The following is a 25584-nucleotide window of genomic DNA, read 5'->3' on the forward strand; positions in this document are numbered from 1 at the left end:
AATCACCCACCAGAAAAAACATTATTGCCCCACAGGGATAATCCATGAGCAACTGGGAAGGTATCGACGAATTTGTCGCCGTAGCCGAGACTGGACACTTCACTGGCGCTGCCGCTCGCCTGGGTGTTTCCTCATCCCATGTCAGCCGCCAGATTGCCAGACTGGAAGACCGCCTGCAGAGCCGCCTGTTCTATCGCAGCACCCGCCGCGTCAGTCTGACCGAAGCCGGCCAGACCTTTCTGCAACACTGCCAGCGGCTGATCGACGCCCGAGACGAAGCCCTGCAGGCCATCACCGACCTGGGCAGCGAGCCCAAAGGGTTGCTGCGCATGACCTGCGCGGTGGCCTATGGGGAGAGTTTCATCATGCCGCTGGTCAATGACTTCATGCAGCAGCACCCGCAGCTGCGGGTCGAGATGACGCTGACCAACCAGACCCTGGATCTGCTGCACGGCAGCTACGACCTGGCCATTCGTTTGGGCCGGCTGCAGGACTCAAGCCTGATCGCCACACGTATTGCGCCGCGGCATATGTACCTGTGCGCCGCACCGTCCTATCTGGAACGTTTTGGCGCACCGCACAGCCTGTCGGAACTGCCGCGCCACAACTGCCTGATCGGCAGCAGCGACGTCTGGTCGTTTCAACAGCGCGGTCGCGAACTGCCTGTACGCGTGCAGGGCAACTGGCGCTGCAACAGTGGTCAGGCGGTGCTGGATGCAGCCCTGCGCGGTTTTGGTCTGTGTCAGCTGCCCGACTATTACGTGCAGGAGCACCTGCGCAGCGGCTCCCTGCGAGCCCTGCTGCCTCAGCACCAACCGCCACACACTGCAGTCTGGGCACTGTATCCGCAGCAAAGGCATCTTTCCCCCAAGGTACGGCAACTGGTCGATTACCTGAAGCAGGGGCTGGCCCAGCGCAGCGAATATCGCACAACGCAGCCGTAAGCCTGCGCAGTATCCGTGCGGTCCGGTAGCGGTCTGCGGTACAGTAGGCTCCAGCAATACACCAGTACATCAGGAGCAGCATGTGGCAAGCGCCCTGCGGTTAAATACCCTGCTGGGCCGCCAATTCCAGTCTGGCGACCGGCTACTCGAACATTTGCGCAACGAACTGAAACTGCTCGACGGCCTGTGCCGTACCCTGGGCGTCACCGAACTGAGCCAGTTTGTCGACACAACAGCCCTGGAACTGCAGACCGCTGTTGCCATGCTGAAGGAAGAAGGCAGCAGTGACGCCCTGCCCGAGATAGAGCCGGAGACCGGTCATATCTGGGGCATTGAAGACGTCAGCTGGCAGCCGATAGCCACTGGTATGAGCACGCTTGAGGCGCTGGAGCAACACCTGCGCAGAACCCCTCACAGCGGCTTGAACAGCGCGAAAGTACGCGATCTGCTGGACGAGCTGAGCTACTGCACCACTCTGCTGGCACCGCTGGAGATTGAGGGCGGACAGTTCCACCTGGCCCTGGACGATCTGAGTCCGGGCACCGTGCCGGCGTAACACGGCGCCGGCACGGCCCATACCCTACTCGAACGGGGGCAATGCCGCACCGGCCACCGGCTTGTTTGCCGCGGCCCAGGCATCAAAGCCGCCCAGAATCGACAGGACTTCCAGGTAGCCCATCTCCTGCAAGGCGCTGGCGGCAAGCGCCGAGCGGCCGCTGTTCTTGCAGTAGAGCACCAGCTTCTGATCGCGGGACGACAGCACAGGATCATTACTGAGCCGAAATTCCAGCAACCCACGGGGAATATTGATTGCGCCTGGAATATGGCCAGCCTGAAACTCGTCCGCCTCGCGCACGTCGATCAGCACATCAGCAGCCTGAATGGCGGCATCCGCTTCCGTCAGGTCAACCTCTTTGATATGCGCCTTGGCGGCGGCTACCAGGTCATGGGCTGTTTTCATAGGTCACTCCAATAGGTTGAACATGGCAGACTCAAGCCCGCAGAGACCGCACCGGCAACAGCGGGTAGCTGCATGCCAGGCCCCCCGCGGCAAACAATTAAGAAAAATATAAACTTTATTTTCATTCTATGCATAGCACAAAAAAAAATAAGAAGTTCACCGCCACAGACCGGCCTGAGAAACTGTCTGAAAACCCGCGCTATCCCTGACCAAGCAACCCGGCGATGCGCTTCCGTGTCTCCGCCATCAGCTCAGGTAACTGCTCGCGATCATAGCTGCCCGCGTCCAGTGGTTCACCGATGTGTACAGACACCTGCTGCCCGAGATTGAAACGCCAGCTGCGCGCGGGCAGCACGTTGTGAATGCCACGGATGGCGACCGGGACGATGATAGCGTCGGTATCCAGTGCGAGATGAAAGCAGCCTTTCTTGAAGGGCAGCAACTCGGCAGTCCGAGAGCGGGTGCCCTCAGGCGCGGCCCACAGCACAATGCCCGACTCCATCATCTGCCGCGCGCGTGACAGATCGGCGAGCGCCCGCTCCCGATTGTGGCGATTGATCGACGGAAACTCCGCCAGCCGCATGGTCACCCCGAGAACTGGAATACGGTATAGCTCTGCCTTGGCCAGCATGCGAATGGAGCCAGGCAGGGCAACAAAGCTGACCGGAATATCGTAGTGGCTGGCGTGGGTACAGAGCACCATATAACGGCGGCCATCGGAGAAGTCCGGCGCCTTGCCAAACACGCTCACCTGCAATCGAACCAGACGCAGCAGCTTGCTGGCCCAGCCCCGCGTATACCGATCAACGCGGGCGCGATCCAGACGACGAAAGGCCGCTCGCCACAGCACATCCAGACAATATCCCAGGGTAACCAGCACGGAGCCGACCACCACACCAACGCGGCGCAGCAGAGTGGCAGATTCAGCAACGGGCGACAGACTCAGCATGACAACTCTCTAGTTATGACGCCGCGAGCGGCGGACGCGATCAGGTCGCACAGAGTGCCACAACTGCATTATCGGTGGTCAAGCATCGGCTAACAGTCCCGCTCATCAATTAACCCCCAGTCACGCAACTGGGCGAGACAACCCGCCACGTCGACCTGATCACGCTGCGCATCGTGCAGAAACAGCTGCGCGTACTGTTCGTGCACACCGGTGCGCAAAAACAATGCCAGCAGGACCGCATCAATATGCCGGTCCTTCGCCATGAACAGCATGATTCTGACGGCTTCAGACAGGGTCTTGGCCGGCTTGTAGGGACGATCGCCCGCTGTAAGCGCCTCAAAAATATCGGCAATGGCCAGCACCCGATCCTGCACTGACAGCTGATCTTCGCCGAGCCGACGTGGATAGCCAGTGCCATCCAGCTTTTCATGGTGCGTCGCAGCCAACTCCGGCACGCTTCTCAGATGCCTTGGGAACGGTAAGGTACTGAGCATCATCAGCGTCTGCACAACATGGTCATTGATCTTGAAGCGCTCCTCAGCGGTCAGGGTGCCGCGCTGGATCGACAAGTTGTAGAGTTCTCCGAGGTCGAAGCTGTACTCGGGCGGGTCCATATCAAACCCCCATCTGTTACGCGGATCATCCTTGGCCACCGGCGGTTTCCGGTCACCCCAAGGCACCTTGTGCTCGGGCTTGTCGCTGATCAGGTGCTCCACTACCGGCAGTGCTGGCGCAGGCACGCCCTCGAGTCGCTTCAACTCCTCATGGGACAGACCCAACCGGTCATCGAAGTGCCTGGTCCAGGTCTGCTCGGCAATCCTGCCCAGCCGTTCTATGTCCTCCTCTTGCATGAACTCGCCACCAACATTGGCCCTGGCGACCTCGGCAAACTCTGCCTGCAGCCGTTCATGGGTTTGCGCCAGCTCGATCGCCAGTTCGTGCTCATCACGGCCGTCGACACGCCCTTGCCAGTAGCGAATTTCGGCGTCACGCCATAGCACCTCGAAGCGGGTTCGAAGTTCATGAATTCGGTTGTAGAGCGTCTCCAGCTTGGTTGCCTTGTCGACAACATATTCCGGACTGGTGATCTTGCCGCAGTCATGCAGCCAGGCGGCGATACGAAACGCATAGAACTCCTCTGCGTCCATCGAGAAGCCCGCAAGCGATCCGTTATCGGCCCCAAGCGCGCGATTGATCAGCATTTCCGCCAGTTGCGGAACCCGGTCACAGTGCCCGCCGGTATAGGGAGACTTGGCGTCAATCGCCGTAGCCAGCAGGCGGATGATCGATTCCAGAAGGTGCTGCTGGCCCTCAAACAACTGGCGCGTTTCAATCGCTACGGCCAGCGTCCCGGACAAGCTGTCCAGAAACTGCCGAAGGCTCTTCACGGCCGCCGCCGGCAAAGCGGGAGACACCTCCAGTGCCAGCACCCCCAGCAGCGCCTCCTGGCGATCACGCAGCGCCAGGGTCAGATAGCGATGCTCACGATCAAGGCGGGTCGACAGCACGCGGGCGGGGTCGGACCGCAGCGCCTCATCCAGTTTCAGCGACTGCGGGTAATACTCACTGTTGATGCCGGTGGCCAGTGTCAGCTCGCCGCTGCCCTCCTGATACAGAAACACGGCACCACCGCGCCCCTTGGCCATCTCGATAAGATTCTCCAGTACCACATCCAGCATGCGCTCCAGTCGTGTTTCACGACTCAGGGCCAGCGATATCTGCTGAAAGTGGTGAATCGCACCAGCCATGCGGCCCAGCACCCCGCCGAGATCACTCACTTCGCGGATACGCGAGCGCACTCTGATGCTCTGACTGAAGTCCATGTCCGCCAGTTTGCCAACCTGGTCAGCCAGCGCCTTTAGCGGCCCGCCCAGGCGCTGCCCCAGCGCCCAGCCGATCATGACCAGAAGCGACATCATCAGCAGTGCCAGCATCGCCTGCTGCTTCAGGATAGAAATGACACCGGACAGCAACTCGCTGGCGGGAATGGCGATCAGCACCCGCCCCAGGTCTTCGGCGAGACGGGTCAGCGGCAAGCTGATCACGTACCAGTCACCGTCGTCACGCGACAGCAGCTTGACCTGCGAAAAGCTCGTTCGCATGGCTGCCAGCTCACTGAGCACAGGCACCTGCAGCTCGTCGAGCGTCGCCAGCCGGGGCGCATCCGCACCCTCAAGCACAATCAGCCGCTCGAGATCCGGGTAGGCAACGACACGGTCGTCGCGCACAATCGCCATCTGTGTGCCGGGCGTCAGATACATATCCCTGACTTCTCCGGCGAGATCATCCACCGCCGCATCCAGCCCGATGACCGCAGCTGTAAGCATGCTGCGCTGCGCCATCGTCAGCCCAACCTGATGGGTGGTAAAGAACAGGTAAGGTTCTGTCAGGACGACGTCGTCAGACTGTTGCGCCATCTGATACCAGGGTCGGGTCCGAGGGTCAAAGCGGTATTCGGGTACCGGCCTACTGCCAATCTGATGCAGCGACTGATCGAAAAACAGCCACCTGCCGCGCATTGCGTCACCGTCACGCTCGATAGATTGCACCAGAAAATACGTACCTGCGGGCAACTGGTATCCGTCTATCCCACCCTCCGGTACCCGGCGAGCCAGAAAGAACTCCCCATCGGGATAGCCAGCATAGACCGCACTGACGGGGCTCCCATCACGCACAAGTTGAACCAGCGCCGGCAACCTGTCGACCCGATCAGAAAGGTTGCCAGCGCTCACCAACGGATCGTGCACCAGCATTCGCAGGGCGTTTTCGCCGGGCGACAGCAACCTCTCGGCGCGCTCGTCCAGCAGCGAGCCAACCTGGTTAGCCGAATCGGTCGCCGCCGCCACCAGCACGGCTCTCGCCCCCCGGTACCCCTGAAACGCCGTGACCACCAACATCGCCAGCAGGCAGACAACAATGGAGACTGCAATAAGTCCCTGAAGCGTTATCCATGGACGTGTCTTCTTCATCTGCCGCCCTTGCTCCCTGAATGGACTGCATGCTGTTGCAATAATAGGCTGAGCATAGCTCAGCGAAACCAAACCGCTGCGACTATCCAGGCCTCTCGGCAACAGACATTGTCAATCATGCATCGTACGGATATTCGTCACTTCGGCTGGTGAATACGCATGCGACAATCGCGCCATCACGGCATCGATTTGCCATAGTGTCGGCTTATGATTCTTTGGAGAGCAGTATGCAGCAGACACATCAACAGCTGATCAAGGTCAACGGCATAAGGCTTAGCGTGCATATCGCCGGCCCAGAAAGCGGCAAGCCGGTCTGGCTGCTGCACGGTTTCCCTGAATGCTGGTACTCCTGGCGCCATCAAATCGCAGCACTCGCGGCGCAGGGCTACCGCGTCTTTGCTCCCGAGATGCGCGGTTATGGCGCAACCGAAGCTCCGGAAGCGGTCGAGGCCTACGATCTGATCACCCTGTGCGCCGATATCCAGGGCGCAATGAACCATTTTGGCCATCAGCAGGTGGCCATGATCGGGCATGACTGGGGCGCACCGGTCGCCTGGCACCTGGCGCTGCTGGAGCCAGCGCGTGTCAAGGCGGTCTGCGGCATGTCGGTCCCCTTCGGCGGGCGGCCCAGGCAGCCGGCCATCAACATGATGCGCGAGGCCTACAAGGACCGCTTCCATTACATTCTCTATTTCCAGAAGCCAGGTCTTGCCGAGGCCGAGCTGGCGTCTGACATTCCGCGCACCATGCGTCTGATGATGCACGGCCTGGACAGCCAGGAGGGTGGCGCCCTGGTGCAGGACAAGCCAGCCGACGCGGCCTGGCTGGACGATTACACCGATCCGGGCAAGCCCCCTGCGTGGTGCTCGGAAGAGGCCTTCGAGGTCTACGTCAAAACCTTTGAACGCAGCGGCTTCCGCGGCCCGGTCAACTGGTATCGCAACTTTGAGCGCAACTGGGAGCGCACCGAGCCGCTGGCAGGCCGTCAGATCGAACAACCGGCGCTATTCCTGATTGGTGACCGCGACCCGGTCGGCACCCTTGAAGCCTATACCATCAAGAAAATGCCGGGCGTGGTGCCGAAGGTTGAGCAACACGTCATTGCCGACTGCGGCCACTGGATTCAGGCCGAGAAGCCAGACGAGGTAAACAGCTTCCTGCTGCCCTTCCTGGAACGCCACTTCCCCGCAACCTGACAGGGAGACACACAATGAGCCTTTGCGACCTGAGCAATAAGCGCATCCTGCTGACCCAGGCCAGCGATTTCATGGGCCCGGCGCTGCAGCGTACGCTGGAGAACTGCGGTGCTGAGATTATCGCCGACACACGCGATTTTCTGGACCCGAAGGCGCCGCAGAAGCTGATTGCCGAAGCCGGCGAGTTCGACGTGCTGCTGCTCAACCTCGGCGTTCCTGCACCGAGCACACCGGCCGACCAGGTAGCAGACGAGGAATGGGGCCTGCTGTTTCGCCACATGGTCGATCCGCTGCCGCGATTCGCCCGTGCGGTTCTGCCTGCGATGATCGAGCGCGGCCACGGCAAGATTCTGCTGATGGGCAGCGCCTCGGCCCTGCGCGGCATGAAGCGCGCCTCCAGCTACAGCGCCGCCCGCGGCGCGCAACTGGCCTGGGTCCAGGCGGTGGGCGCCGAGGTCGCAGCCAAGGGCATTCAGGTCAATGCCATCGCGCAGAATTTCGTCGACAACCCGACCTATTTCCCCGCCGAGATCCAGGCCAACCCGGCCTTCCAGGCCCGACTGCAACGGGAAGTCCCGCTAGGCCGCCTGGTGTCGGCAGAAGAAGACACCCACTTTGCCGCCTACCTATGCTCCGACGCCGCCAACTGCTTTGTTGGCCAGGTGTTTCCGGTCTGCGGCGGCTGGAGCCATTAAGGAAAATGTTCATGCAAAGCACCATCCCGACCATCATTCGCAAGCGCTTCTGCGGACCGCCAAATAGTGGCAACGGCGGTTACGTCTGCGGCCTGCTGGCCAACGCCATGGCCGAACCCTGCCAGGTCACCCTGCACGCACCGCCGCCGCTGGATACCGAACTGCAGATTTTTCGCGACAGCGACGGTGCTCGCCTGCTGCAGGGCGACATCCTGCTCGGCAGCGCCAGACCCTACCAGCTTGAGCTGACGCCACCTGCTGCGATCAGCCTGGCCGACGCCGAAGCGGCGCGGCCACGGTTCAGCGGCTATGAGGAGCACGGGTTGCCCGGCTGCTTTGTTTGCGGCACCAACCGCTGCGAGCATGACGGACTGCTATTGCACACCGGTCCAGTGACCGGCCGCGACAGCACCGTGGCCTGCCCCTGGACACCCGACAGCACACTGGATGCGGGAGACGGTACCGTGGCGCCGGAGTTCATCTGGGCAGCACTGGACTGCCCTGGATACTTTGCGGTCAGAGAGCATGCAGGTACCGCCCTGCTTGGCCGCTTCGCGGCGCACATCGAGCGGCCAATCAGGGTGGGAGAACAACTGGTAGTGGCCGGCTGGGCCATTGCCCATGACGGGCGCAAGCACCAGGCCGGCACCGCCCTCTACGACGCCGCTGGCCAACCCGTAGGCTGGGCCGAAGCGACCTGGATCAGCTTGCAGAAACAGGTCGCCTGACGCCTTACTCAGCGCTCAGGTAGGACGAACGCGTCAGGCCGAGCCGCAGCGCATCCACAAAGCGCGTGCGCTCGGCCGGACTCAGGCGGGCACCGGAGACCTTGTCGCGATACAGCGTCACCAGTTCGTCCGGCGCAAAGTGCACATAGCGCAGCATGTCTTCGATGGTATCGTGGGTTTCGATACCACCGTGTACCACCTTGCCATCCGGGCGCAGGTAGACGTTGACCGAGTCGGTGTCGCCGAACAGGTTGTGCATGTCGCCGAGGATTTCCTGATAGGCACCAACCAGAAAAATGCCCAGCAGATAGTCCTCACCCTCGCGCAGATCGTGAACTGGCAGGCTGTTCTCGATGCTCTGTTCATCCACGTAATGGCGGATCTTGCCGTCGGAGTCACAGGTCAGATCCTGCAGCACTGCCCTGCGCAGCGGCTCCTCCTCCAGGCGATCCAGCGGCATGATCGGCAGTACCTGATCAATCGCCCAGGTATCGGGCAGGCTCTGGAATACCGAGAAGTTGCAGATGTACTTGTCGGCCATCTTGTCGTTCAGCTCGTCCAGCACCTGACGATGCGAGCGCTGGCGCGCCTTGAGCAGGGTATGCAGACGGTTGCACAACGCGTAGTAGCACTGCTCGGCCAGCGCTTTCTCCGACAGCGTCAGCTTGCCCTCGGCGTACTGCGCCGCTACATCCGCCATGTAGTGGGTGGCCCGCCAGTAGGTCTCGGTCACCATCTCGACATCGTGCTGGTCCTGCAGCCTGACCAGATTGCGTACCACCAGCGGCAACGCCTCCAGATCATCAATCTGCGGCATGACGTCGTTGTAACGCTCAACATCGGTTACCTGCACGATCAGCACCGCATGGTGCGCGGTCATCGCCCGGCCACTCTCGGAAAAGATGTGCGGATGCGGCAGACCCTGCTCATCGCAGAAATCGCGCAGCATGCCGACGACGGTCTGGGCATACTCGTTGACGTCGTAGTTGATCGAGCTGGCATTGCGCGAGTGGGTGCCGTCGTAGTCGACGCCCAGGCCGCCACCAACGTCGATGTGATCAACCGGCAGCCCCAACGCACGCAGCTCGCCGAAGTAGCGAATGGCCTCACGGAAGCCATGCTGGTAGTCGGCCAGATTGGCAATCTGTGACCCCATGTGAAAATGCAGCAGGCGCACCCCATCCTGCAAATTGGCCGCGCGGAACGCCTCTACCACCCGCAGCAGTTGCGCTGCCGACAGCCCAAACTTGGATTTTTCCCCACCGGTGTCGGCCCACTTGCTGGACGCCAGCGATGACAGGCGCACGCGCAACCCGATGTTCGGCGTCACCCCGAGCTTTTCGGCTTCCTCGATCACCAGACGGACCTCGGACTCCTTCTCGATAACGATGAACACCTTATGACCCAGCTTCTGGCCGATCAGCGCCAGATGGATGAACTCGCGATCCTTGTAGCCGTTGCAGACGATGGTGCCGCCCTTGGGTGCCAGCGCCAGCACCGCCATCAGCTCCGGCTTGGAACCGGCTTCCAGGCCGATCGACACGTTCTCGGTGGCGATGATGTTCTCGACCACGGCTTCCTGCTGGTTGACCTTGATCGGATACAGCGCGGTATAGCCGCTGCCGTAGCCCAGCGACTCGATATTGCGATCAAAGGCACCGGTCAACTGCCGTACCCGTGCCTGCAGAATGTCCGGGAAACGCACCAGCAGTGGCAGGTCCAGGCCGCTTTCGCGCAGCTGACCAACCAGCTCATGCAGGTCAATACCGGCGCCTTCCGGACCACGTGGCATGACCTCGACATGACCCTGTTCACTAACGTTGAAATACCCGGCACCCCAGTGCCGAATGCCGTAAACACTGCGGCTGTCGGCCACGGTCCAGGCAGATGCATCTTCTTTGCGCGAACGTCGAACAGGTCCCATCGCTTCCTCACTTTACTCAGTCACTGGCTCGCCATTGTGAACGCCGATAATGACGACAGTTCCGCAGGTCCATGCGCCACAGGATAAGCGAAAAGCGGATGACTCGCAGCGACAGTCATCCGCCAGCCATAACAGAGCATTTGCGCACTGGATAACCCTAGGGTGGCTGCTGAACGCTGGTTTACCGTAAGAATCGGCACAACAACCTCCGATTTACTTACCTGAAGGAGCACTCCATGCAGCACTATTTCAGTCTGGCCGGCCGCACTGCGCTGGTTACCGGCGGCAGCCGCGGCATTGGCCGCATGATCGCTCAGGGCTACCTCGAAGCAGGCGCCCGGGTCATCATCTGCTGCCGCAAGATTGCCGAGGGTCAGCAAACCGCCGAGCAACTGAGCCAATATGGCGAGTGCATCGCTCTGGCTGCAGACCTCTCCACCGAGCAGGGCGCCCGCCAGCTGGCCGAAGAGGTGCAGGCAATCACCGACCGGCTGGACATTCTGGTCAACAATGCCGGCACCAGTTGGGGTGCCCCGCTGGAGGAGTTCCCGGTATCAGGCTGGGAAAAGGTCATGCAACTGAACGTAATTTCGGTGTTCAGCTGTATCCAGCAACTGCTGCCGCTGCTGCGCAGCTCCGCCAGCGCCGAGAATCCGGCCCGCATCATCAACATCGGCTCGGTTGCCGGCATCAGCTCGTTCGGCGAACAGGCCTATTCCTACGGCCCGAGCAAGGCGGCAGTGCATCAACTGTCGCGCAACCTGGCCCGCGAACTGGTGAGCGAACATATCAACGTCAACGTCATTGCACCGGGCCGGTTCCCGAGCAAGATGACCAGCCACATTCACTCCGATCCCGACGCCATGGCCGAGGATTGCAAACACATCCCGATGAAGCGCTGGGGACGCGAAGAGGAGATGTCCGCCCTCGCGATCATGCTTGCCGGAACTGGTGGAGCCTATATGACCGGCAACATCATCCCCATCGATGGCGGCTTCACCCTGTAACGCCCTGACGTACTGCTTTTGTCACCCGCTCTGACGAGCGGGTGCGCTCCCTCCCGCAACGCCCTTCTCCTTCTTACCGATGCCCGATGCGCCAATCCGGGCGCAGGCCTTGCCGCAGCTGGCTTTCCGGCAAAATCTTTATACTAAAAAACACTTTCATTACAGATCTATTTAACAGCTATAAATATATGACATTCGAGCAAATCCCATAAAAATCAGCACTTACAGCCGGTTGAGATAATTTTTTGGATATGTTTATTATTAAAAAAGCATTTATGCATAAGCATTAGGAACCCGTTTTGGACCTTACACCCGTAACACTACGAAAGCCTGAAAGCACGGATGGCTATGCCCTTAACAGCCTGGTCGAGCGCTGCAAGCCGCTGGACACCAACTCGGTGTACTGCAACTTGCTCCAGTGTCACGACTTCGCCGACACCGCCATCGCAGCCGAAACGGCGGACGGCGATCTGGTCGGTTTCATTTCCGGCTACCGCCCGCCGGCACGCCAGGACACGCTGTTCGTTTGGCAGGTTGCGGTAGACAGCCGCATGCGCGGCCAAGGCCTGGCCCTGAAGATGCTGCTGGCGCTTGTCGAGCGCCTGCGCCCGACCGGCGTCAGCCGCCTGGAGACCACCATCTCTCCCGGCAACGCAGCATCCGAAGCCCTGTTCAAGAAGGCGTTTCGCCTGCTCGGCGCCGACTACAGCACCGAAGTGCTGTTCTCGCGCCAGACCCATTTCAACGGCGAGCACGATGATGAAATCATTTATCGCGCCGGCCCCTTTACCCAATCAGCACCCAACGACGCTCAGCACTGAGACCAGGAGAGTTCATGAATACCTTTGAACAGTTCGAGAAAAACGAATCGGATATTCGCAGCTACTGCCGCTCGTTCCCGGTGATTTTCAAGCAGGCCCGCGGCGCGGAGCTGATCACCCGTGAAGGCAAGCACTACATCGACTTCCTCGCCGGTGCTGGCACGCTGAACTACGGCCACAACAATCCGGTCCTGAAGAAGGCCCTGATCCAGTATCTGGAAGATGACGGTCTGACACACGGACTGGACATGTACTCCGAAGCCAAAGAGCGCTTCCTGGAAACCTTCAAGCGGGTAATTCTGCAGCCGCGCGGCCTGGACAAGTACAAGGTCCAGTTCAGCGGACCGACCGGCGCCAACGCCGTTGAAGCAGCCTTGAAATTGGCTCGCAAGGTAACCGGCCGCAGCAATATCATCAGCTTCACCAATGGCTTCCACGGTTGCACCATCGGTGCACTGGCTGCCACCGGTAACGGCCATCACCGCGGCGCTGCCGGCGTACCGCTGACTGACGTCAGCCGCATGCCCTACGCCAACTACTTCGGTGACAAGGTCAACACCATCTCCATGATGGACAAGATGCTCAGCGACCCGAGCAGCGGTATCGACAAGCCGGCTGCAGTAATTGTTGAGGTGGTTCAGGGCGAAGGCGGCCTGAATACCGCATCGGCCGACTGGATGCGCAAACTGGAAAAACTGTGCCGCAAGCACGACATGCTACTGATTGTTGATGACATTCAGGCTGGCTGCGGCCGAACCGGCACCTTCTTCAGCTTTGAAGACATGGGTATCAAACCGGACATCATCACCCTGTCCAAGTCACTCAGCGGTTTCGGCCTGCCATTTGCCGTTGTCGTCATGCGCAACGAGCTCGACCAGTGGAAGCCGGGTGAACACAACGGCACATTCCGCGGCAACAACCATGCGTTTGTGACTGCGGCGACCGCGATCGAGCATTTCTGGTCGGACGACAGCTTCGCCAAGAGCGTTCAGGCCAAGGGCCAGCGCATCCGCGAAGGCATGCAGAAAATTGTCCGCAAGCACGGCCCCGACTCTCTTTACGTCAAGGGTCGCGGCATGATGCTCGGCATCAATTGCCCGGACGGTGACGTTGCTGCCGCTATTTGCCAGGAAGCCTTCGCCAACGGTCTGGTGATTGAAACCAGCGGCAACCATAGCCAGGTCGTCAAGTGCCTGTGCCCGCTGACCATCAGCGAAGAGCAGATCGACAAGGCTCTGAACATTCTCGATGCCGCCTTTGCCAAAGTCATGGCAGAGCAGGTAGCCAATCAAGCTTCTTGAGGACCCCGAATCCATGATCGTACGTACACTGCAAGACTGTGAAAACTCCGAACGCCGCGTCGCCACCGAGACCTGGGAAAGCACCCGGATGCTGCTCAAGGACGACAACATGGGGTTCTCTTTTCACATCACTACCATCTACGCCAATAAAGAGACCCACATCCATTACAAGAATCACCTGGAGTCGGTCTACTGCATGAGCGGCAACGGCGAGATCGAGACCCTGTCCGACGGCAAGGTCTACCAGATCCGTCCCGGCACGCTCTACATTCTCGACAAGCATGACGAGCACATGCTGCGTGGTGGCACCGAGGACATGAAGATGGCGTGCGTGTTCAACCCGCCGCTCAGCGGCAAGGAAGTGCATGACAAGGACGGTGTCTACCCCGTCGACCTGGACTGAGTCGCATCCGCCCACGGGCATGACCCAAGCGCCCTGCCCAGATGGCAGAGCCGAATTGAAGGTCATGCCGGCCGGAGTCGCGCCGAGATGGATGGCGACTCCGGCTGCGGTACTCGGCAATAGTGACCGCGACCCACAGACCGCGCGTCTGATGCAACAAATAGATGCACTCAGACATCTATTCCGACGACAGCCTGATGTGGATAATCTGCCGGCCGCGCCCACGGGCAGCACCGGCCGGTACACGCGGCGGAGCATGAGGCTCCGACCTGCCGACGGCAGGACAGCATTCACCAACGACAGAAACCAGGACCATGCATACAGTAGAAAAGATCGGCGGCACTTCAATGAGCCGCTTCGAGGAAGTACTGCAAAACATTTTCATTGGCCAACGTCAGGGTGCTGAGCTGTACCAGCGCATTTTTGTGGTATCCGCGTACTCGGGCATGACCAACATGCTGCTCGAGCACAAGAAGACCGGCGAACCCGGTGTCTACGAGCGTTTCGCCGACGCCCACAACGAAGACGCCTGGCTGGAAGCACTGGACAACGTCCAGCAAGCCATGACCGCCAAGAACGCTGAACTGTTCAAGGGCGAGTATGAGCTGCAGGCCGCCAACCGCTTTATCGAAGGCCGTATCAGCGACGTTCGCGACTGCATGGTCAGCCTGCAGCAACTGTGCTCCTACGGCCACTTCCAGCTAACCGAACACCTGATGAAGGTGCGTGAAATGCTCGCCTCGCTGGGTGAAGCCCACAGCGCCTTCAACACGGTTCTGGCGCTGAAGAAACACGGCATCAATGCCCGCCTCGCCGACCTGACCGGGTGGAACCAGCGCGAACCCAAGGCCTTCCAGGACATGGTTCGCGACAGCTTCGCCGGCATCGACTTCAGCAGCGAACTGGTGGTTGCCACCGGCTACACCCATTGCAGCGAAGGCCTGATGAACACCTTCGACCGCGGCTACAGCGAAATCACCTTCGCTCAGATTGCTGCGGCTACCGGCGCCAGCGAGGCGATCATCCACAAGGAATACCACCTGTCCAGTGCCGATCCGGCGCTGGTAGGCGTGGACAAGGTCGTGACCATCGGCCGGACCAACTATGACGTGGCGGACCAGCTGTCCAACCTGGGCATGGAAGCGATCCACCCCAAGGCCGCGCGCACCTTGCGCCGTGCCGGGATTCACCTGCGCATCAAGAATGCCTTCGAGCCGGAACACCAGGGCACGCTGATCAGCCAGGACTACTGCAGCGAGAAACCCTGCGTTGAGATCATTGCCGGCCGCAAGGATGTCTTCGGTATTGAGGTGTTTGATCAGGAAATGCTCGGCGACGTCGAATACGACCTGGAAATCACGCGCCTGCTGAAACAGCTGAAACTGTATGTCGTCAACAAGGACTCCGACGCCAACAGCATCACCTACTACGTTTCGGCATCACGCAAGATGATCAACCGCGCCTCGCGCCTGATCGAGGAGCGCTATCCGATGGCCGAAGTCAACGTGCACAACATTGCCATCGTCTCGGCGATCGGCTCCGACCTCAAGGTCAAGGGCATTCTGGCCAAGACCGTTGCAGCCCTGGCCGAAGCCGGCATCAGCATCCAGGCGGTGCACCAGTCGATCCGCCAGGTGGAAATGCAGTGCGTCGTGCAGGAAGAGGACTACGACGCCGCCATCGCAGCCCTCCACCGGGCGCTGATCGAGCCGGAAAACCACGGCGATGTGATCGTCGCTGCCTGATTCAGAAACCGGCAAGGCATCCCACGAACCCGGCTCCGGCCGGGTTCGTGCGTTTTGGCCGCCGCACTCGGCAAAACCGCGCCAAGTTCGATATAGTCTGCGCAGACGAGGCTGCCGTGAGCGGCCATGATTGGCCCCCAATGAAAAATGGAACGCAGTTGTGATTGAAGCAGTCTGGATTGCCTTTGCCTTTGGCCTGGGCCTGCTGTTGAAGCAGGTCGGCCTCCCTCCCCTGATCGGTTACCTGGGTGCCGGTTTTGCGCTCTCGGCGCTGGGGGAACGTGTTGGCGTGGGCCCGGAAGACAGCTATGTGCTCAATCACATCGCCCACCTGGGGGTGTTGTTGCTGCTCTTCACCGTCGGCCTCAAACTCAAGGTAAAGAATCTGGTACGTCCGGAGGTGGTTGGCGGTAGCCTGCTGCATTTCGGCATGTCCAGCGCGCTGTTTTTGCCAGCCTTCATGTACGTCCTGGATATGCCGGCAGGCGAGGCCATCCTGCTGGCCATGGCGCTGTCGTTTTCCAGCACCGTACTCGCCGCCAAAGTACTGGAAAGCAAACGCGAGCTGCGTGCATTTCATGGCCGGGTCGCGATCGGCGTGCTGATCATGCAGGATCTCATCGCGCTGGTAGCCATCAGCGTGGCCAGCGGCAAGACTCCGTCAAGCTGGGCGCTGATGGTCCTGATCCTGCCGCTGTGCCGGCCACTGCTGTTTAAGCTGCTGGACCTGAGCGGCCGCGAGGAGCTGATGGTTCTGCTCGGCCTGCTGCTGGCCCTGGTAGTCGGCGGCGTCGGTTTTGAAGCGCTGGGGCTGAGCTCGGAACTGGGCGCATTGGCCTTTGGTGCGATGCTGGCCAATCACAAACGCGCCGGCGAGCTGTCGCAATCACTGTGGAGCCTCAAGGAAGTCTTTCTGGTCGGCTTCTTCCTGCAGATTGGTCTCGGCGGTCTGCCTGATCAGCACGCGGTCATCTTTGCACTGGTGATGGCATTGCTGCTGCCATTGAAAGCCGCGCTGTTCTTCCTGCTGTTTGTCGGCTTCAAACTGCGTGCGCGCAGCGCCTTCCTGAGCAGCCTGACGCTGACCAACTACAGCGAATTCGGTCTGATCATGGCCAGTCTGGTGCTACCCGCCTGGCTTGTGCCACTGGCGCTGACAGTGTCGTTTTCGTTCATCATATCGGCACCACTGAACCGCGTTGCACATTCCATATACGAGCGCATCGGCCCCCTGCTGCGGCGATTCGAGCGCGACATCCGCCACCCGGACGAGCAGCCAATCACTCTGGGGGACGCGCAGGTACTGGTCATGGGCCTGGGTCGCACCGGTCGAGCCGCCTACGACAACCTGGCCGAAAAAGGCTATCGCATCATTGGTCTGGATTCAGACCCGGTCGCCGTGGATACCAGCCTTCAGGCAGGGCGCAGCGCGCTGTTCGCAGACGCGGAGGACCCGGTGTTCTGGCAGAATCTGAACATGCCCAACATTCATTCGGTCATCCTCGCGATGAACGACGCCGAAGCCAAGACCATCGCAACCCAAAAACTGCGGGCACGGGGCTTCGACGGACTGATCGTGTCCCATGCCATGTACGAGGACATCGCCCGCCGGATTATTCAGGCTGGCGCGGACCATACCTACCTGACCATGAGTGAGGCCGGCACGGGCCTGGCAGAGCATGTTGCCCGCAGCATCCAGGAGCGCAGCGCGCTACTGGCCGAAAACGCCAGCAGCACCTGAACCGGAATCAGCCTTCCAGCAGGGATTTGCGCACGGCCGCTGCCGCCGCGGCCGGATGCTCAAGCATGAAACAGTGACCACCTGCCGTCTGGTGCGCGCGAACATGACGGTTACTGGCCGCCAAACGGCGGGCGGAACGAATCACAAACGGATAGGTTCGATCACCGTAGATAATCTCCGTTGGCGTCGTCAGCCGTCTTAATGACGACCACAGCGCCGATGGCATACTGCGAAAAACCTCTGCCTCTCTTTCCGGCTTGCAGCACAGCTCGACACCGCCAGTCTCCCGATCCCGCAGAGCGTGCGCGATGTGCGCCTCAAAAGCCGTTTCATCCCAGCCCTTGAACATGCCGCGATTGTGCAACCCCGCATGCGCGGCAGTACGATCTGGCCAATAGTCCCTGCGCGCTGCTGCCCGCTTGGCTACCGAGTGGTCATCCAGGCCAACGAGTGCCAGCCCACGGCGCAGGGCAATCAAGCCGGGCGGAAAGAACACCGGATCAAGCAGCACCGCACGCTCGAACAGGGTCGGCTGGCGGGCCATCATCAGCGCCGTCAACACTCCACCAAAGCTATGACCGCAGGCCATGCGCGGCACATCATCAAATAGAGCCCCCTGCATGCTGAAAGCCTCGGCAGCCAGCTCGGCGTTGCGATTCCAGCCAACAAAACGCCCGCCGTGATCGCTCTGACCGTGTCCCTGCAGGTCACACAGCCACAGATCGAACTGCTCGGCCAGCAATCCCAGCATCGGCTCATAGGTTCGGGTGCAAAAACCGTTGCCATGCAGAAAATGCAGCACGGGTTTGCCACTCGGCCGACTGTGCCAGCCTCGCAGGGTAAAACCGGCGCTACCTCGATGTGCCCAGGCCACCAAATCCATTAACACGCCCCCCCGGAAAAATAAGTCAGACAGTCTAATTCGGCAGTTTGCGGCTGTCAGTGGCATACCCGTCTGTTAATCTGGCAATTCGGCCTTGATGATGACACCTGCATGTTCAACACAACAGTATCCGGCTCGGGACCCGTTCTGGTCTGGGCACACGGCTTGATGCACTCCATGGACTTCGAAACCCGCACCGGCTGGTTTCACCCCACAGAAAACGACGGGGTGTGCCGGGTGCGCTACGATACGCGCGGGCACGGGCACTCACCGGGAGGCACAGACAGCGCAGCCTACCTGTGGAGTGCACAGGCTGACGACTTACTCGCCATTGCCAGCGCGCACACCGCGTTGCCGCGCGCACTGGGCGGCCACTCGATGGGCGCGGCCAGCGCACTGCTCGCAGCCTTGAAATCCCCCGAACTGACCTCCTGCCTCATTCTGGCAACCCCGCCAACCGCCTGGCAGACGAGGTCCAGGCAGGTACGCCGCTATCGACAGATGCAACGCATCATCGAGCAACGCGGCCTGGCCAGCCTGGTCAATCTGACAATGCAGAACCCCGCCCTGCCTGACTGGTTGCTGCAAGCCCATCCGCAGCACGCCACAGCGTCACAACAGGCGCTCAGTGCCATGCACCCGCCAACACTGAGCGCGATACTTGAGGCTGCCTGCGCCTGCGACCTGCCGGCCCGCAGCGCACTGCGTCAACTTGAGGTGCCGACACTGATTCTGGGATGGCGCGATGATCCGATTCATCCGACACAAAGCGCGGAGCTCCTGGCTGAGGCACTGCCAGTAGCGGAATTGCACATCATTGACAGCGCCAGCGACCTGCAGCGCTGGCCGCTGCAGATCAGCGAGTTTGTCCGCCGGCACACAGCAGGTTAGGCGCTACTCCAGGCTGTAATCGATGTTGGTCACCACCCGCACTCGCTTGATCTCCGGGGTAAACGGATCAACATCATCAATCGAGAAGTAACCTTGGGAGGCGCGCCGAATGGCGCCCACGGAGGTGCCGGAGTCGCGGGCAAACTGATCCGCAGCGGCGCGCGCGTCACGGGTGGCATCCGCGATCATGTCAGGCTTGATCGAGTCCAGCTGGGTGAACAGAAAGGTGGGCTGAAATTCATAACTCTGGGTAAGCGCGACCCCCGACTTGACCAGCTCCCCGACCGTTTGCATGCCTGCCTTGACGCCATTCACATCCGCCGTGCGAACCAGAACCGTCACCTCGGCCCGGTAGCGTTCGGGTGGCAGATTAGCCCCGTAACTGTTGGCGTGCTGATCGACTATCTTGGGCATCGACAACTGAATGTCCTGCTCTTCAAACCCTTTGAGCAGCAGGAAAGACCGTACCAGCCCCTGCTGATGTTCGACGTCTGCCTGAAGGCGATCAAGGCTGTCGCCCGCAACACTGAAATTGATCGGCCAGAGAGCCAGGTCAGCCGGTAATTCACGCTCCGCCAATCCCTTGACACTGACAATCCGGTCGGCCCCTCGAAACTCGAGCAACCCGGTTTTCAGACTAAATCCGATAAAGACCAGCGCTCCTGCCAGCAGCACCGCTGCCAACACCGAGCCTGAGGACACACGAGCAACTCCCGCCATGACAACGCTCCGAATACCGGTAAATTTGGCACAAAGCCGACTTCAATCGGCGTTTGCAATCTTGGCCATCCCCCTTAGAATAGCCGCTATGGCCCTAATGCGGGCGATCATTGCTGTGCATCCCGTCGCAACACACCCCAGGAGTCCCCGTTGGATCTCGCAACCCTGATTGGCCTGATCGGCGCACTCGGCATCATCGCCGCATCCATTCTGCTGGGCACCGGCGCTCAGGTGTTCTTCAACGTACCATCGATGCTTATCGTGTTTGGTGGCAGCCTGTTTGTGGTACTTGCAAAATTCAATGTTGGCCAATTTATTGGCGCCATAAAAGTTGCCGGCCGCGCCTTTCGATTCAAGCTGCCCGATACCGAGAGCAGCATCAACGAACTGGTTGAGCTCGCCACCATCGCCCGCAAGTCCGGCCTGCTGGCCCTCGAGGAAAAGGAAATCGCCTCCCCTTTCCTCGCCAGCGGCATCCAGCTGCTGATTGATGGTCATCCCCAGGAGACCGTGAAAGCCATTCTCGAGAAGGAACGGGTGCTGACCATGGAGCGCAACCGCTGGGGGGCCAAAATTTTCTCAGCCCTCGGCGATGTCGGCCCGGCCATGGGCATGATCGGCACGCTGATCGGTCTGGTGCAAATGCTGTCCAACATGGAAGACCCCAAATCCATTGGCCCGGCCATGGCGGTCGCACTGCTGACAACCCTGTACGGCGCGATGCTGGCCACCATGGTTTGTTTGCCCATTGCCGACAAGCTGGCGCTGCGCATGACCGAAGAGGCGCGCATGCAATCGCTCTGGATTGACGCCATCCTCGCCATTCAGGAAGGCACCAACCCTCGGGTTATCGAGCAACTGCTGAGCAGCTACCTGCCTGCCGAGAAGCGCGGCAAGACGGGCGAAGAGGCGAAGGAAGGCTGATGGAAGAGCAGGAAGACGACAGCCCGGGCATACCCGCCTGGGTCATGACCTTTGCCGACCTGATGTCGCTGCTGATGTGCTTTTTCGTGTTGCTGCTGTCGTTCTCCGAGATCGACGCGCAGAAGTTCAAGCAAATCGCCGGCGAGTTGTCTGCGGCCTTTGGCGTGCAACGCGAGGTACCGGCGCTGGAGATCCCCATGGGAACCAGCCCTATCTTTGACAAGTTCTCGCCAGGCAAGCCAGAGCCAACGCCGGTAGACAGCGTACGCCAGCAAACGACCGAACAGGATCCAAAGCTCGAAACACTGCGTGAGGAATTGGAAGCGGATGTCCAGAAGCAGGTTCAGGACACCACCAAAGAGCAGATCGACACCAGCATGGATGCCCTGCGCGACGTGCTCGAAAACGAACTGGCTCAAGGTCGTCTGCAGCTGGAAAATGACCGCAAGCGCATCATCATTCGGGTCGAGGAAAAGGATTCATTTCCCTCCGGCTCAGCAGAGATGACCCCAGAGTTCCAGGACATGCTCGATCGCATCGCCACGGTACTCGCAGAGCTGCCGGGTGAAATCACCATCGAAGGCCATACCGATAACATTCCCATCAACACCAGCCGCTTCCAGTCCAACTGGGATCTGTCGGCCGCCCGTGCATCCTCGGTAGCCAACGCGCTGCTGTACAACGAGACGATCAAACCCGAACGCATGCGCGTACAAGGCTATGCAGAAACGCGCCCGCGGGCCAGCAACGAGTGGCCAGAGACCCGCGCCCTGAATCGCCGGGTGGAAATTATTCTTGATCTGTCCGGTTCCATTGAAGAGTACGAAACCGAATTGCGCCGTCTGATGGAGGAGGATCTTGGCGATCTGATTCAGGATCTGGAACTGCATCAGGCGCCAGCCAGCCAGCCCTGAACTGGCTTAAGCCTCAACGCTTGAGATCATCCGGGATGGTCGGGTCCGGCATCGGCCCCGGCCGCTTACCCTGCCCCGCCCGATACTGGCGCAACTGGAATACGTATGCCAGCACCTGCGCCACAGCCAGATACAGCCCGGATGGAATCTCGTGGTCGATCTCGGTGCTGTAATAAACTGCTCGCGCCAGCGGCGGCGACTCGAGAATGATGATCTGGTTCTCGTTAGCTACCTCGCGAATACGCTGGGCGATAAAATCAGCCCCCTTGGCGAGTACCACAGGCGCACCAGAAGACAATGGATCATACTTCAAGGCAACCGCAAAATGGGTCGGGTTGGTAATGACGACGTCTGCCTGCGGCACCTTGCTCATCATCCGCCGTTCGGCCATTTCCCGCTGCAACTGACGGATCCGCGATTTCACCTCGGGCTTGCCTTCGGAATCCTTGTACTCATCCTTGATTTCCTGCTTGGTCATACGCAGTTTCTGCTTGTGATCCCACAGCTGGAAAGGCGCATCCACCGCTGCGATCAAAATCAGCGAACAGGACAGAATCAGCAGCGACCAGCCGAGCACCCAGGCGCTGTGAATGATGGCGGCCGGCAGCGGTTCCTTGGCCATGCTGAGCAAGTCCTCGGTGCGCACCTGCAGCACCACCAGCGCCACACCCAGTACCACCAGAAACTTCGCCAGCGCCTTGAGTAGCTCCACCAGCGCCTTGATCGAAAACATCCGTTTGAGACCCGCCAACGGGTCCATGCGCTCGAACTTCGGCGCCAGCGAGCTGATGCTGAACAGCCAGCCCCCGAGCATGATCGGGCCGACAATGGATGCAATCAGCAACAGGCCAAACAGCGGCCCGAGGATCTCCAGACCCTCGCGCAAGGAGGCAAACAGATGCAACCCCATGGCATCGGTACCATAGAGCGCTTCACGCTCCAGCGAGAAATTGAAGACCATAAGGTCCATCATCTTCTGCGCCATTGCCGGGCCCAGCATCAGCAAGCCAACCGCTGCGACCATCACGACGGCGAGCGTATTGAGCTCGCGCGAGCGCGCAACCTGCCCTTTGTCACGCGACTCCTTGAGTCGCTTGCTCGTGGGTTCCTCTGTGCGTTCCTGACCGCTGTCGGACTCTGCCATCAGCTCGCCCTCACCAAACCGCGAAGCCAGATCAGCGCATCCGACGCCAGCTCCTGATACTGCCCCAGTACGTTACCCATCATGACCCACATGATGAACAGGCCGAAAACCAGCGTCAGCGGAAAACCGATCGAGAAGATATTCAGCTGCGGTGCCGCGCGCATCATGACGCCAAATGAGATATTGACGATCAGCAGCGCGGTAATGGCCGGCATACCGATCAGAATGGCCGCGGCCATCACCCAGGAAAAGCGCAGCACCAGGGCCTGAAAGTCCATACGCCCGAGACTCTCTCCGATTGGCAGAGTAGTGAAACTCTCGGCCAGCACTTCCAGCACCACCAGATGGCCGTTCATCGCCAGAAACAGCAGCGTGACCAGCATGGTAAACACCTGCGCCACCACAGCAACGGAAATGCCGGTCGACGGATCATTCATGGAGGCGAAACCGAGGCCCATCTGCATTGCAATAATCTGCCCCGCCAACACGTGGACCTGAAACAGCAATTGCAACGAGAAGCCCATTGCCGCGCCGATCAGGATCTGTTCGCCAATCACTATCCAGGTACTCAGGGACAGCGCGTCCAGCAACGGCACCTCACCCACCTGCGGCGCAATCAGCAAGGTCAGAGCCAATGCGAAATACAGACGCACGCGCACAGGCAGCAGCTGGGTGCCAAGTACCGGCATGGTCATCAACAGGGAGGCTATGCGAAACAGCACCCACAGGTAGCTTGCCACCCAGCGACTGAGCTCGGCGCTGGACAACTCGATCATCAGCCGATCAATCCGGGAATCTGGCGATACAGCGTGTCGGTAAATTCGACCATCTGGGTAGCCAGCCAGGGGCCAAGCCAGATCAACGTAATAAAGGTGACCAGCAGACGCGGCAGAAAACTGAGCGTCTGCTCGTTGATCTGGGTCGCAGCCTGAAACATGGCGACGATCAAACCAATGACCAGACTGGGCAGAACCACAATGGCGACCACCACCGAGGTCAGCCACAACGCCTGACTGAACAGACCAACCGCCACTTCCGGACTCATCTGCAGGCCTCCTAGGGAACCGCGAAACTGGCGGCCAGGGTACCGATAATCAGCGCCCAGCCGTCAACCAGCACGAACAGCATGATCTTGAACGGCAACGATATGATCAATGGTGACAACATCATCATACCCATGGCCATCAGCACGCTGGCCACCACCAGGTCGATGACAAGAAAGGGGATGAAAATCATGAAGCCGATCTGAAAGGCGGTTTTCAACTCGGACGTCACGAACGCCGGCACCAGAATATGAAACGGCACCTCGTCCGGCCCGGTCAGATCGGTACGCTTGGCCAGACGTACAAACAGCTCCAGATCCGTCTCACGGGTCTGCGCCAGCATGAACTCACGCAGTGGAAGGCTGGCCGCTTCCAGCGCCTGCTGCGGCTGCATCTGCTCATTCAGATAGGGTTGAAGGGCCGATTCGTTAATCTTGCTGAACACCGGCGCCATGATAAACAGGGTCAGAAACAGCGCCAGACCGATCAATACCTGACTGGACGGCGTCTGCTGCAAGCCCAGCGCCTGACGCAAGATAGCGAACACGATGATGATCCGGGTGAAGCTGGTCATCATCATGACAAAGGCGGGAATAAAGGTCAGCGCCGACATCAGCAGCAGAATCTGCAGACTGACCGAATAGGTCTGCTGCCCCTCGCTGTCGGTACTCAAGGTGATCGCCGGCATGGTCAGCGGATCAGCTGCCGACTGGGCCAGAACCGACGGCGCAAGCAGGATCAGGAAAAGTCCCAGCCAGCGCATCACGATTGCCCCTCTCTTTTCAGCAGCGCCTGCAGCTTGCGAGCAAAATCGCCATTGGCTGCGACATCGGCCTGAAGATCCGCCACCGGATGGTCAAACACATGCAATGTATTGATACGACCTGGGGAAGCCCCGAGCAGCATCTGCGTCCCCCCCACATCAACCAGAAGCAAACGATCGCGAGGCCCGAGCGGCAGGCTGCTGACCAGACGGATATGCTGGCCACCCTGGGCTGCGAGCGGGCCGACTCGACGCAGCAGCCACCCCAGCAGCACAATCAGGCCAACCACAAACCCCAGCCCCAGGGCCAACTGGCCAAGCTGCAAGGCCAGTGATCCGCCGCCGACATTGCCCACTGCCGCGACGGCTGCAGGCTCAGTCCCTTGCGCCAGCACCTGCAACGGCGCAGACGCCAAAAGCGTCGCGATCAACGTGCGCATCAACGCAGCTTCTTGATGCGTTCGGAGGGGCTGATCACGTCGGTCAGACGGATGCCGAACTTTTCGTTCACCACCACCACCTCACCATGTGCAATCAGCGTACCGTTGACCTTGACGTCCAGCGGCTCCCCGGCCAGCCGATCCAGCTCCACCACCGAGCCCTGGTTCAGCTGCAACAGGTTGCGAATGGTGATCTCGGTATTGCCGACCTCCATCGAGATGGTGACCGGAATGTCAAGAATGACGTCCAGATTCGGGCTGTCGCCGGGGTCCATGTCCTCGGCGGAGCGGCTGGTGCGTGCCGGGGCATCGAACTCTTCCATCGGCATGCGTGGCTGCGAACCGGTCTGAGCCAGCATCGCATCAATGTCGTCCTGATTGGCGTTACCGGCCTCATCCAGCGCCGCCGCCCACTCATCCGCCAGAGCCTGCTCTTCCGGGCTGATTTCATCGGGTTTGTTGTCGTCAGCCATCTCGC

General features: G+C 60.2%; 26 protein-coding genes. 14 read left to right on the forward strand and 12 right to left on the reverse strand.

The window, feature by feature from the left end; translation table 11 throughout:
- Positions 1 to 44 precede the first annotated feature (44 nt).
- Positions 45 to 944, forward strand: a complete 900-nt coding sequence (locus ACZ5WQ_RS08270; protein ID WP_228247753.1) for a LysR substrate-binding domain-containing protein — start codon at positions 45 to 47, stop codon at positions 942 to 944.
- A gap of 82 nt (positions 945 to 1026) precedes the next feature.
- On the forward strand, positions 1027 to 1500 hold the full coding sequence (locus tag ACZ5WQ_RS08275; protein WP_228247754.1) for a hypothetical protein: 474 nt from the start codon (positions 1027 to 1029) through the stop codon (positions 1498 to 1500).
- A gap of 24 nt (positions 1501 to 1524) precedes the next feature.
- Here the strand turns inward: ACZ5WQ_RS08275 and ACZ5WQ_RS08280 are convergent, their stop codons facing one another.
- The 3 genes from ACZ5WQ_RS08280 to ACZ5WQ_RS08290 form a co-directional block, all read right to left on the reverse strand.
- Complete coding sequence (locus ACZ5WQ_RS08280) at positions 1525 to 1905, reverse strand: rhodanese-like domain-containing protein (protein ID WP_088273595.1); 381 nt, start codon at positions 1903 to 1905, stop codon at positions 1525 to 1527.
- 199 nt (positions 1906 to 2104) lie between these two features.
- Entirely contained in the window at positions 2105 to 2854 is a 750-nt protein-coding gene (locus ACZ5WQ_RS08285) for a lysophospholipid acyltransferase family protein (protein ID WP_269687002.1), read from the reverse strand.
- 89 nt (positions 2855 to 2943) lie between these two features.
- Positions 2944 to 5823, reverse strand: a complete 2880-nt coding sequence (locus tag ACZ5WQ_RS08290; protein WP_464383553.1) for an HD domain-containing phosphohydrolase — start codon at positions 5821 to 5823, stop codon at positions 2944 to 2946.
- A gap of 227 nt (positions 5824 to 6050) precedes the next feature.
- Here ACZ5WQ_RS08290 and ACZ5WQ_RS08295 point away from each other — a divergent pair, with 227 nt between their 5' ends.
- The 3 genes from ACZ5WQ_RS08295 to ACZ5WQ_RS08305 are packed head-to-tail and all read left to right on the forward strand — an operon-like array spanning position 6051 to position 8442.
- The gene (locus ACZ5WQ_RS08295; protein WP_464383554.1) at positions 6051 to 7019 is read left to right on the forward strand and encodes an alpha/beta fold hydrolase; all 969 of its coding nucleotides are present in this window, start codon (positions 6051 to 6053) and stop codon (positions 7017 to 7019) included.
- 14 nt (positions 7020 to 7033) lie between these two features.
- Entirely contained in the window at positions 7034 to 7714 is a 681-nt protein-coding gene (locus ACZ5WQ_RS08300; RefSeq protein ID WP_464383555.1) for an SDR family NAD(P)-dependent oxidoreductase, read from the forward strand.
- Positions 7715 to 7725: 11 nt separating this feature from the next.
- On the forward strand, positions 7726 to 8442 hold the full coding sequence (locus ACZ5WQ_RS08305; RefSeq protein WP_464383556.1) for a hypothetical protein: 717 nt from the start codon (positions 7726 to 7728) through the stop codon (positions 8440 to 8442).
- Positions 8443 to 8446: 4 nt separating this feature from the next.
- On the opposite strand, the gene speA is transcribed toward ACZ5WQ_RS08305, so the two are convergent.
- A complete protein-coding gene (gene speA, locus ACZ5WQ_RS08310) occupies positions 8447 to 10366 on the reverse strand; it encodes an arginine decarboxylase (protein WP_464383557.1) in 1920 nt (639 codons plus the stop codon).
- 236 nt (positions 10367 to 10602) lie between these two features.
- On the opposite strand from speA, the gene ACZ5WQ_RS08315 reads away from it, so the two are divergent.
- From ACZ5WQ_RS08315 to ACZ5WQ_RS08340, 6 genes are all read left to right on the forward strand, one after another.
- Entirely contained in the window at positions 10603 to 11373 is a 771-nt protein-coding gene (locus ACZ5WQ_RS08315; protein WP_464383558.1) for an SDR family oxidoreductase, read from the forward strand.
- A 299-nt stretch (positions 11374 to 11672) separates the two neighbouring features.
- Positions 11673 to 12194 carry a diaminobutyrate acetyltransferase gene (gene ectA, locus ACZ5WQ_RS08320; protein WP_228247235.1) on the forward strand — a complete coding sequence of 174 codons (522 nt, stop codon included), beginning with the start codon at positions 11673 to 11675 and terminating at the stop codon, positions 12192 to 12194.
- Between the two features lie 14 nt (positions 12195 to 12208).
- Entirely contained in the window at positions 12209 to 13495 is a 1287-nt protein-coding gene (ectB, locus tag ACZ5WQ_RS08325) for a diaminobutyrate--2-oxoglutarate transaminase (RefSeq protein ID WP_464383559.1), read from the forward strand.
- A 13-nt stretch (positions 13496 to 13508) separates the two neighbouring features.
- Positions 13509 to 13898, forward strand: coding sequence for an ectoine synthase (locus ACZ5WQ_RS08330; protein ID WP_464383560.1), 390 nt, complete (start codon positions 13509 to 13511; stop codon positions 13896 to 13898).
- Between the two features lie 314 nt (positions 13899 to 14212).
- Positions 14213 to 15643, forward strand: a complete 1431-nt coding sequence (locus ACZ5WQ_RS08335; protein ID WP_464383561.1) for an aspartate kinase — start codon at positions 14213 to 14215, stop codon at positions 15641 to 15643.
- Between the two features lie 160 nt (positions 15644 to 15803).
- Positions 15804 to 17384, forward strand: coding sequence for a cation:proton antiporter domain-containing protein (locus ACZ5WQ_RS08340; protein WP_464383562.1), 1581 nt, complete (start codon positions 15804 to 15806; stop codon positions 17382 to 17384).
- A 7-nt stretch (positions 17385 to 17391) separates the two neighbouring features.
- On the opposite strand, the gene ACZ5WQ_RS08345 is transcribed toward ACZ5WQ_RS08340, so the two are convergent.
- The gene (locus ACZ5WQ_RS08345; protein WP_228247232.1) at positions 17392 to 18267 is read right to left on the reverse strand and encodes an alpha/beta fold hydrolase; all 876 of its coding nucleotides are present in this window, start codon (positions 18265 to 18267) and stop codon (positions 17392 to 17394) included.
- Positions 18268 to 18378: 111 nt separating this feature from the next.
- On the opposite strand from ACZ5WQ_RS08345, the gene ACZ5WQ_RS08350 reads away from it, so the two are divergent.
- On the forward strand, positions 18379 to 19158 hold the full coding sequence (locus ACZ5WQ_RS08350) for an alpha/beta fold hydrolase (protein ID WP_464383563.1): 780 nt from the start codon (positions 18379 to 18381) through the stop codon (positions 19156 to 19158).
- A gap of 3 nt (positions 19159 to 19161) precedes the next feature.
- Here the strand turns inward: ACZ5WQ_RS08350 and ACZ5WQ_RS08355 are convergent, their stop codons facing one another.
- On the reverse strand, positions 19162 to 19878 hold the full coding sequence (locus ACZ5WQ_RS08355; RefSeq protein WP_269686991.1) for an SIMPL domain-containing protein: 717 nt from the start codon (positions 19876 to 19878) through the stop codon (positions 19162 to 19164).
- A 150-nt stretch (positions 19879 to 20028) separates the two neighbouring features.
- On the opposite strand from ACZ5WQ_RS08355, the gene pomA reads away from it, so the two are divergent.
- Entirely contained in the window at positions 20029 to 20802 is a 774-nt protein-coding gene (gene pomA / locus ACZ5WQ_RS08360; RefSeq protein WP_088273579.1) for a flagellar motor protein PomA, read from the forward strand.
- Positions 20802 to 21716, forward strand: coding sequence for a flagellar motor protein MotB (locus tag ACZ5WQ_RS08365; RefSeq protein ID WP_464383564.1), 915 nt, complete (start codon positions 20802 to 20804; stop codon positions 21714 to 21716). The genes pomA and ACZ5WQ_RS08365 overlap by 1 nt, the downstream gene beginning before the upstream one ends.
- 13 nt (positions 21717 to 21729) lie before the next feature.
- On the opposite strand, the gene flhB is transcribed toward ACZ5WQ_RS08365, so the two are convergent.
- Genes flhB through fliN form a run of 6 tightly spaced genes read right to left on the reverse strand, consistent with a single transcriptional unit; the run spans position 21730 to position 25579 of the window.
- Positions 21730 to 22860: a flagellar biosynthesis protein FlhB gene (flhB, locus tag ACZ5WQ_RS08370; protein WP_269686990.1), complete on the reverse strand. Its 1131-nt coding sequence runs from the start codon at positions 22858 to 22860 to the stop codon at positions 21730 to 21732.
- Positions 22860 to 23636 (reverse strand): flagellar biosynthetic protein FliR, encoded by a 777-nt coding sequence (fliR, locus tag ACZ5WQ_RS08375; protein ID WP_269686989.1) that lies wholly within the window; start codon positions 23634 to 23636, stop codon positions 22860 to 22862. The genes flhB and fliR overlap by 1 nt, the downstream gene beginning before the upstream one ends.
- A complete protein-coding gene (gene fliQ / locus ACZ5WQ_RS08380) occupies positions 23636 to 23905 on the reverse strand; it encodes a flagellar biosynthesis protein FliQ (RefSeq protein ID WP_088273575.1) in 270 nt (89 codons plus the stop codon). The genes fliR and fliQ overlap by 1 nt, the downstream gene beginning before the upstream one ends.
- 11 nt (positions 23906 to 23916) lie before the next feature.
- Positions 23917 to 24666 carry a flagellar type III secretion system pore protein FliP gene (gene fliP / locus ACZ5WQ_RS08385; protein WP_172409631.1) on the reverse strand — a complete coding sequence of 250 codons (750 nt, stop codon included), beginning with the start codon at positions 24664 to 24666 and terminating at the stop codon, positions 23917 to 23919.
- On the reverse strand, positions 24666 to 25106 hold the full coding sequence (gene fliO, locus ACZ5WQ_RS08390) for a flagellar biosynthetic protein FliO (RefSeq protein ID WP_228247227.1): 441 nt from the start codon (positions 25104 to 25106) through the stop codon (positions 24666 to 24668). Before fliO ends, fliP begins: the two co-directional genes overlap by 1 nt.
- A complete protein-coding gene (gene fliN / locus ACZ5WQ_RS08395; RefSeq protein WP_269686987.1) occupies positions 25106 to 25579 on the reverse strand; it encodes a flagellar motor switch protein FliN in 474 nt (157 codons plus the stop codon). The genes fliO and fliN overlap by 1 nt, the downstream gene beginning before the upstream one ends.
- Positions 25580 to 25584: the final 5 nt, after the last annotated feature.

The sequence above is a fragment of the Halopseudomonas sp. T1L2 genome (assembly GCF_055397385.1).

Excerpts from the sequence above, each read along its gene's own strand:
- fliR (WP_269686989.1), bottom strand. The coding sequence starts at position 23,636 with ATGATCGAGTTGTCCAGCGCCGAGCTCAGTCGCTGGGTGGCAAGCTAC.
- ACZ5WQ_RS08270 (WP_228247753.1), top strand. The coding sequence starts at position 45 with ATGAGCAACTGGGAAGGTATCGACGAATTTGTCGCCGTAGCCGAGACT.
- fliQ (WP_088273575.1), bottom strand. The coding sequence starts at position 23,905 with ATGAGTCCGGAAGTGGCGGTTGGTCTGTTCAGTCAGGCGTTGTGGCTG.
- ACZ5WQ_RS08315 (WP_464383558.1), top strand. The coding sequence starts at position 10,603 with ATGCAGCACTATTTCAGTCTGGCCGGCCGCACTGCGCTGGTTACCGGC.
- ACZ5WQ_RS08345 (WP_228247232.1), bottom strand. The coding sequence starts at position 18,267 with ATGGATTTGGTGGCCTGGGCACATCGAGGTAGCGCCGGTTTTACCCTG.
- ACZ5WQ_RS08300 (WP_464383555.1), top strand. The coding sequence starts at position 7,034 with ATGAGCCTTTGCGACCTGAGCAATAAGCGCATCCTGCTGACCCAGGCC.
- fliN (WP_269686987.1), bottom strand. The coding sequence starts at position 25,579 with ATGGCTGACGACAACAAACCCGATGAAATCAGCCCGGAAGAGCAGGCT.
- ACZ5WQ_RS08305 (WP_464383556.1), top strand. The coding sequence starts at position 7,726 with ATGCAAAGCACCATCCCGACCATCATTCGCAAGCGCTTCTGCGGACCG.
- ACZ5WQ_RS08280 (WP_088273595.1), bottom strand. The coding sequence starts at position 1,905 with ATGAAAACAGCCCATGACCTGGTAGCCGCCGCCAAGGCGCATATCAAA.
- fliO (WP_228247227.1), bottom strand. The coding sequence starts at position 25,106 with ATGCGCACGTTGATCGCGACGCTTTTGGCGTCTGCGCCGTTGCAGGTG.
- ACZ5WQ_RS08335 (WP_464383561.1), top strand. The coding sequence starts at position 14,213 with ATGCATACAGTAGAAAAGATCGGCGGCACTTCAATGAGCCGCTTCGAG.
- ACZ5WQ_RS08355 (WP_269686991.1), bottom strand. The coding sequence starts at position 19,878 with ATGGCGGGAGTTGCTCGTGTGTCCTCAGGCTCGGTGTTGGCAGCGGTG.
- ACZ5WQ_RS08290 (WP_464383553.1), bottom strand. The coding sequence starts at position 5,823 with ATGAAGAAGACACGTCCATGGATAACGCTTCAGGGACTTATTGCAGTC.
- ACZ5WQ_RS08330 (WP_464383560.1), top strand. The coding sequence starts at position 13,509 with ATGATCGTACGTACACTGCAAGACTGTGAAAACTCCGAACGCCGCGTC.
- flhB (WP_269686990.1), bottom strand. The coding sequence starts at position 22,860 with ATGGCAGAGTCCGACAGCGGTCAGGAACGCACAGAGGAACCCACGAGC.
- ACZ5WQ_RS08285 (WP_269687002.1), bottom strand. The coding sequence starts at position 2,854 with ATGCTGAGTCTGTCGCCCGTTGCTGAATCTGCCACTCTGCTGCGCCGC.
- speA (WP_464383557.1), bottom strand. The coding sequence starts at position 10,366 with ATGGGACCTGTTCGACGTTCGCGCAAAGAAGATGCATCTGCCTGGACC.
- ectB (WP_464383559.1), top strand. The coding sequence starts at position 12,209 with ATGAATACCTTTGAACAGTTCGAGAAAAACGAATCGGATATTCGCAGC.
- fliP (WP_172409631.1), bottom strand. The coding sequence starts at position 24,666 with ATGCGCTGGCTGGGACTTTTCCTGATCCTGCTTGCGCCGTCGGTTCTG.
- ACZ5WQ_RS08365 (WP_464383564.1), top strand. The coding sequence starts at position 20,802 with ATGGAAGAGCAGGAAGACGACAGCCCGGGCATACCCGCCTGGGTCATG.
- ACZ5WQ_RS08350 (WP_464383563.1), top strand. The coding sequence starts at position 18,379 with ATGTTCAACACAACAGTATCCGGCTCGGGACCCGTTCTGGTCTGGGCA.
- ACZ5WQ_RS08295 (WP_464383554.1), top strand. The coding sequence starts at position 6,051 with ATGCAGCAGACACATCAACAGCTGATCAAGGTCAACGGCATAAGGCTT.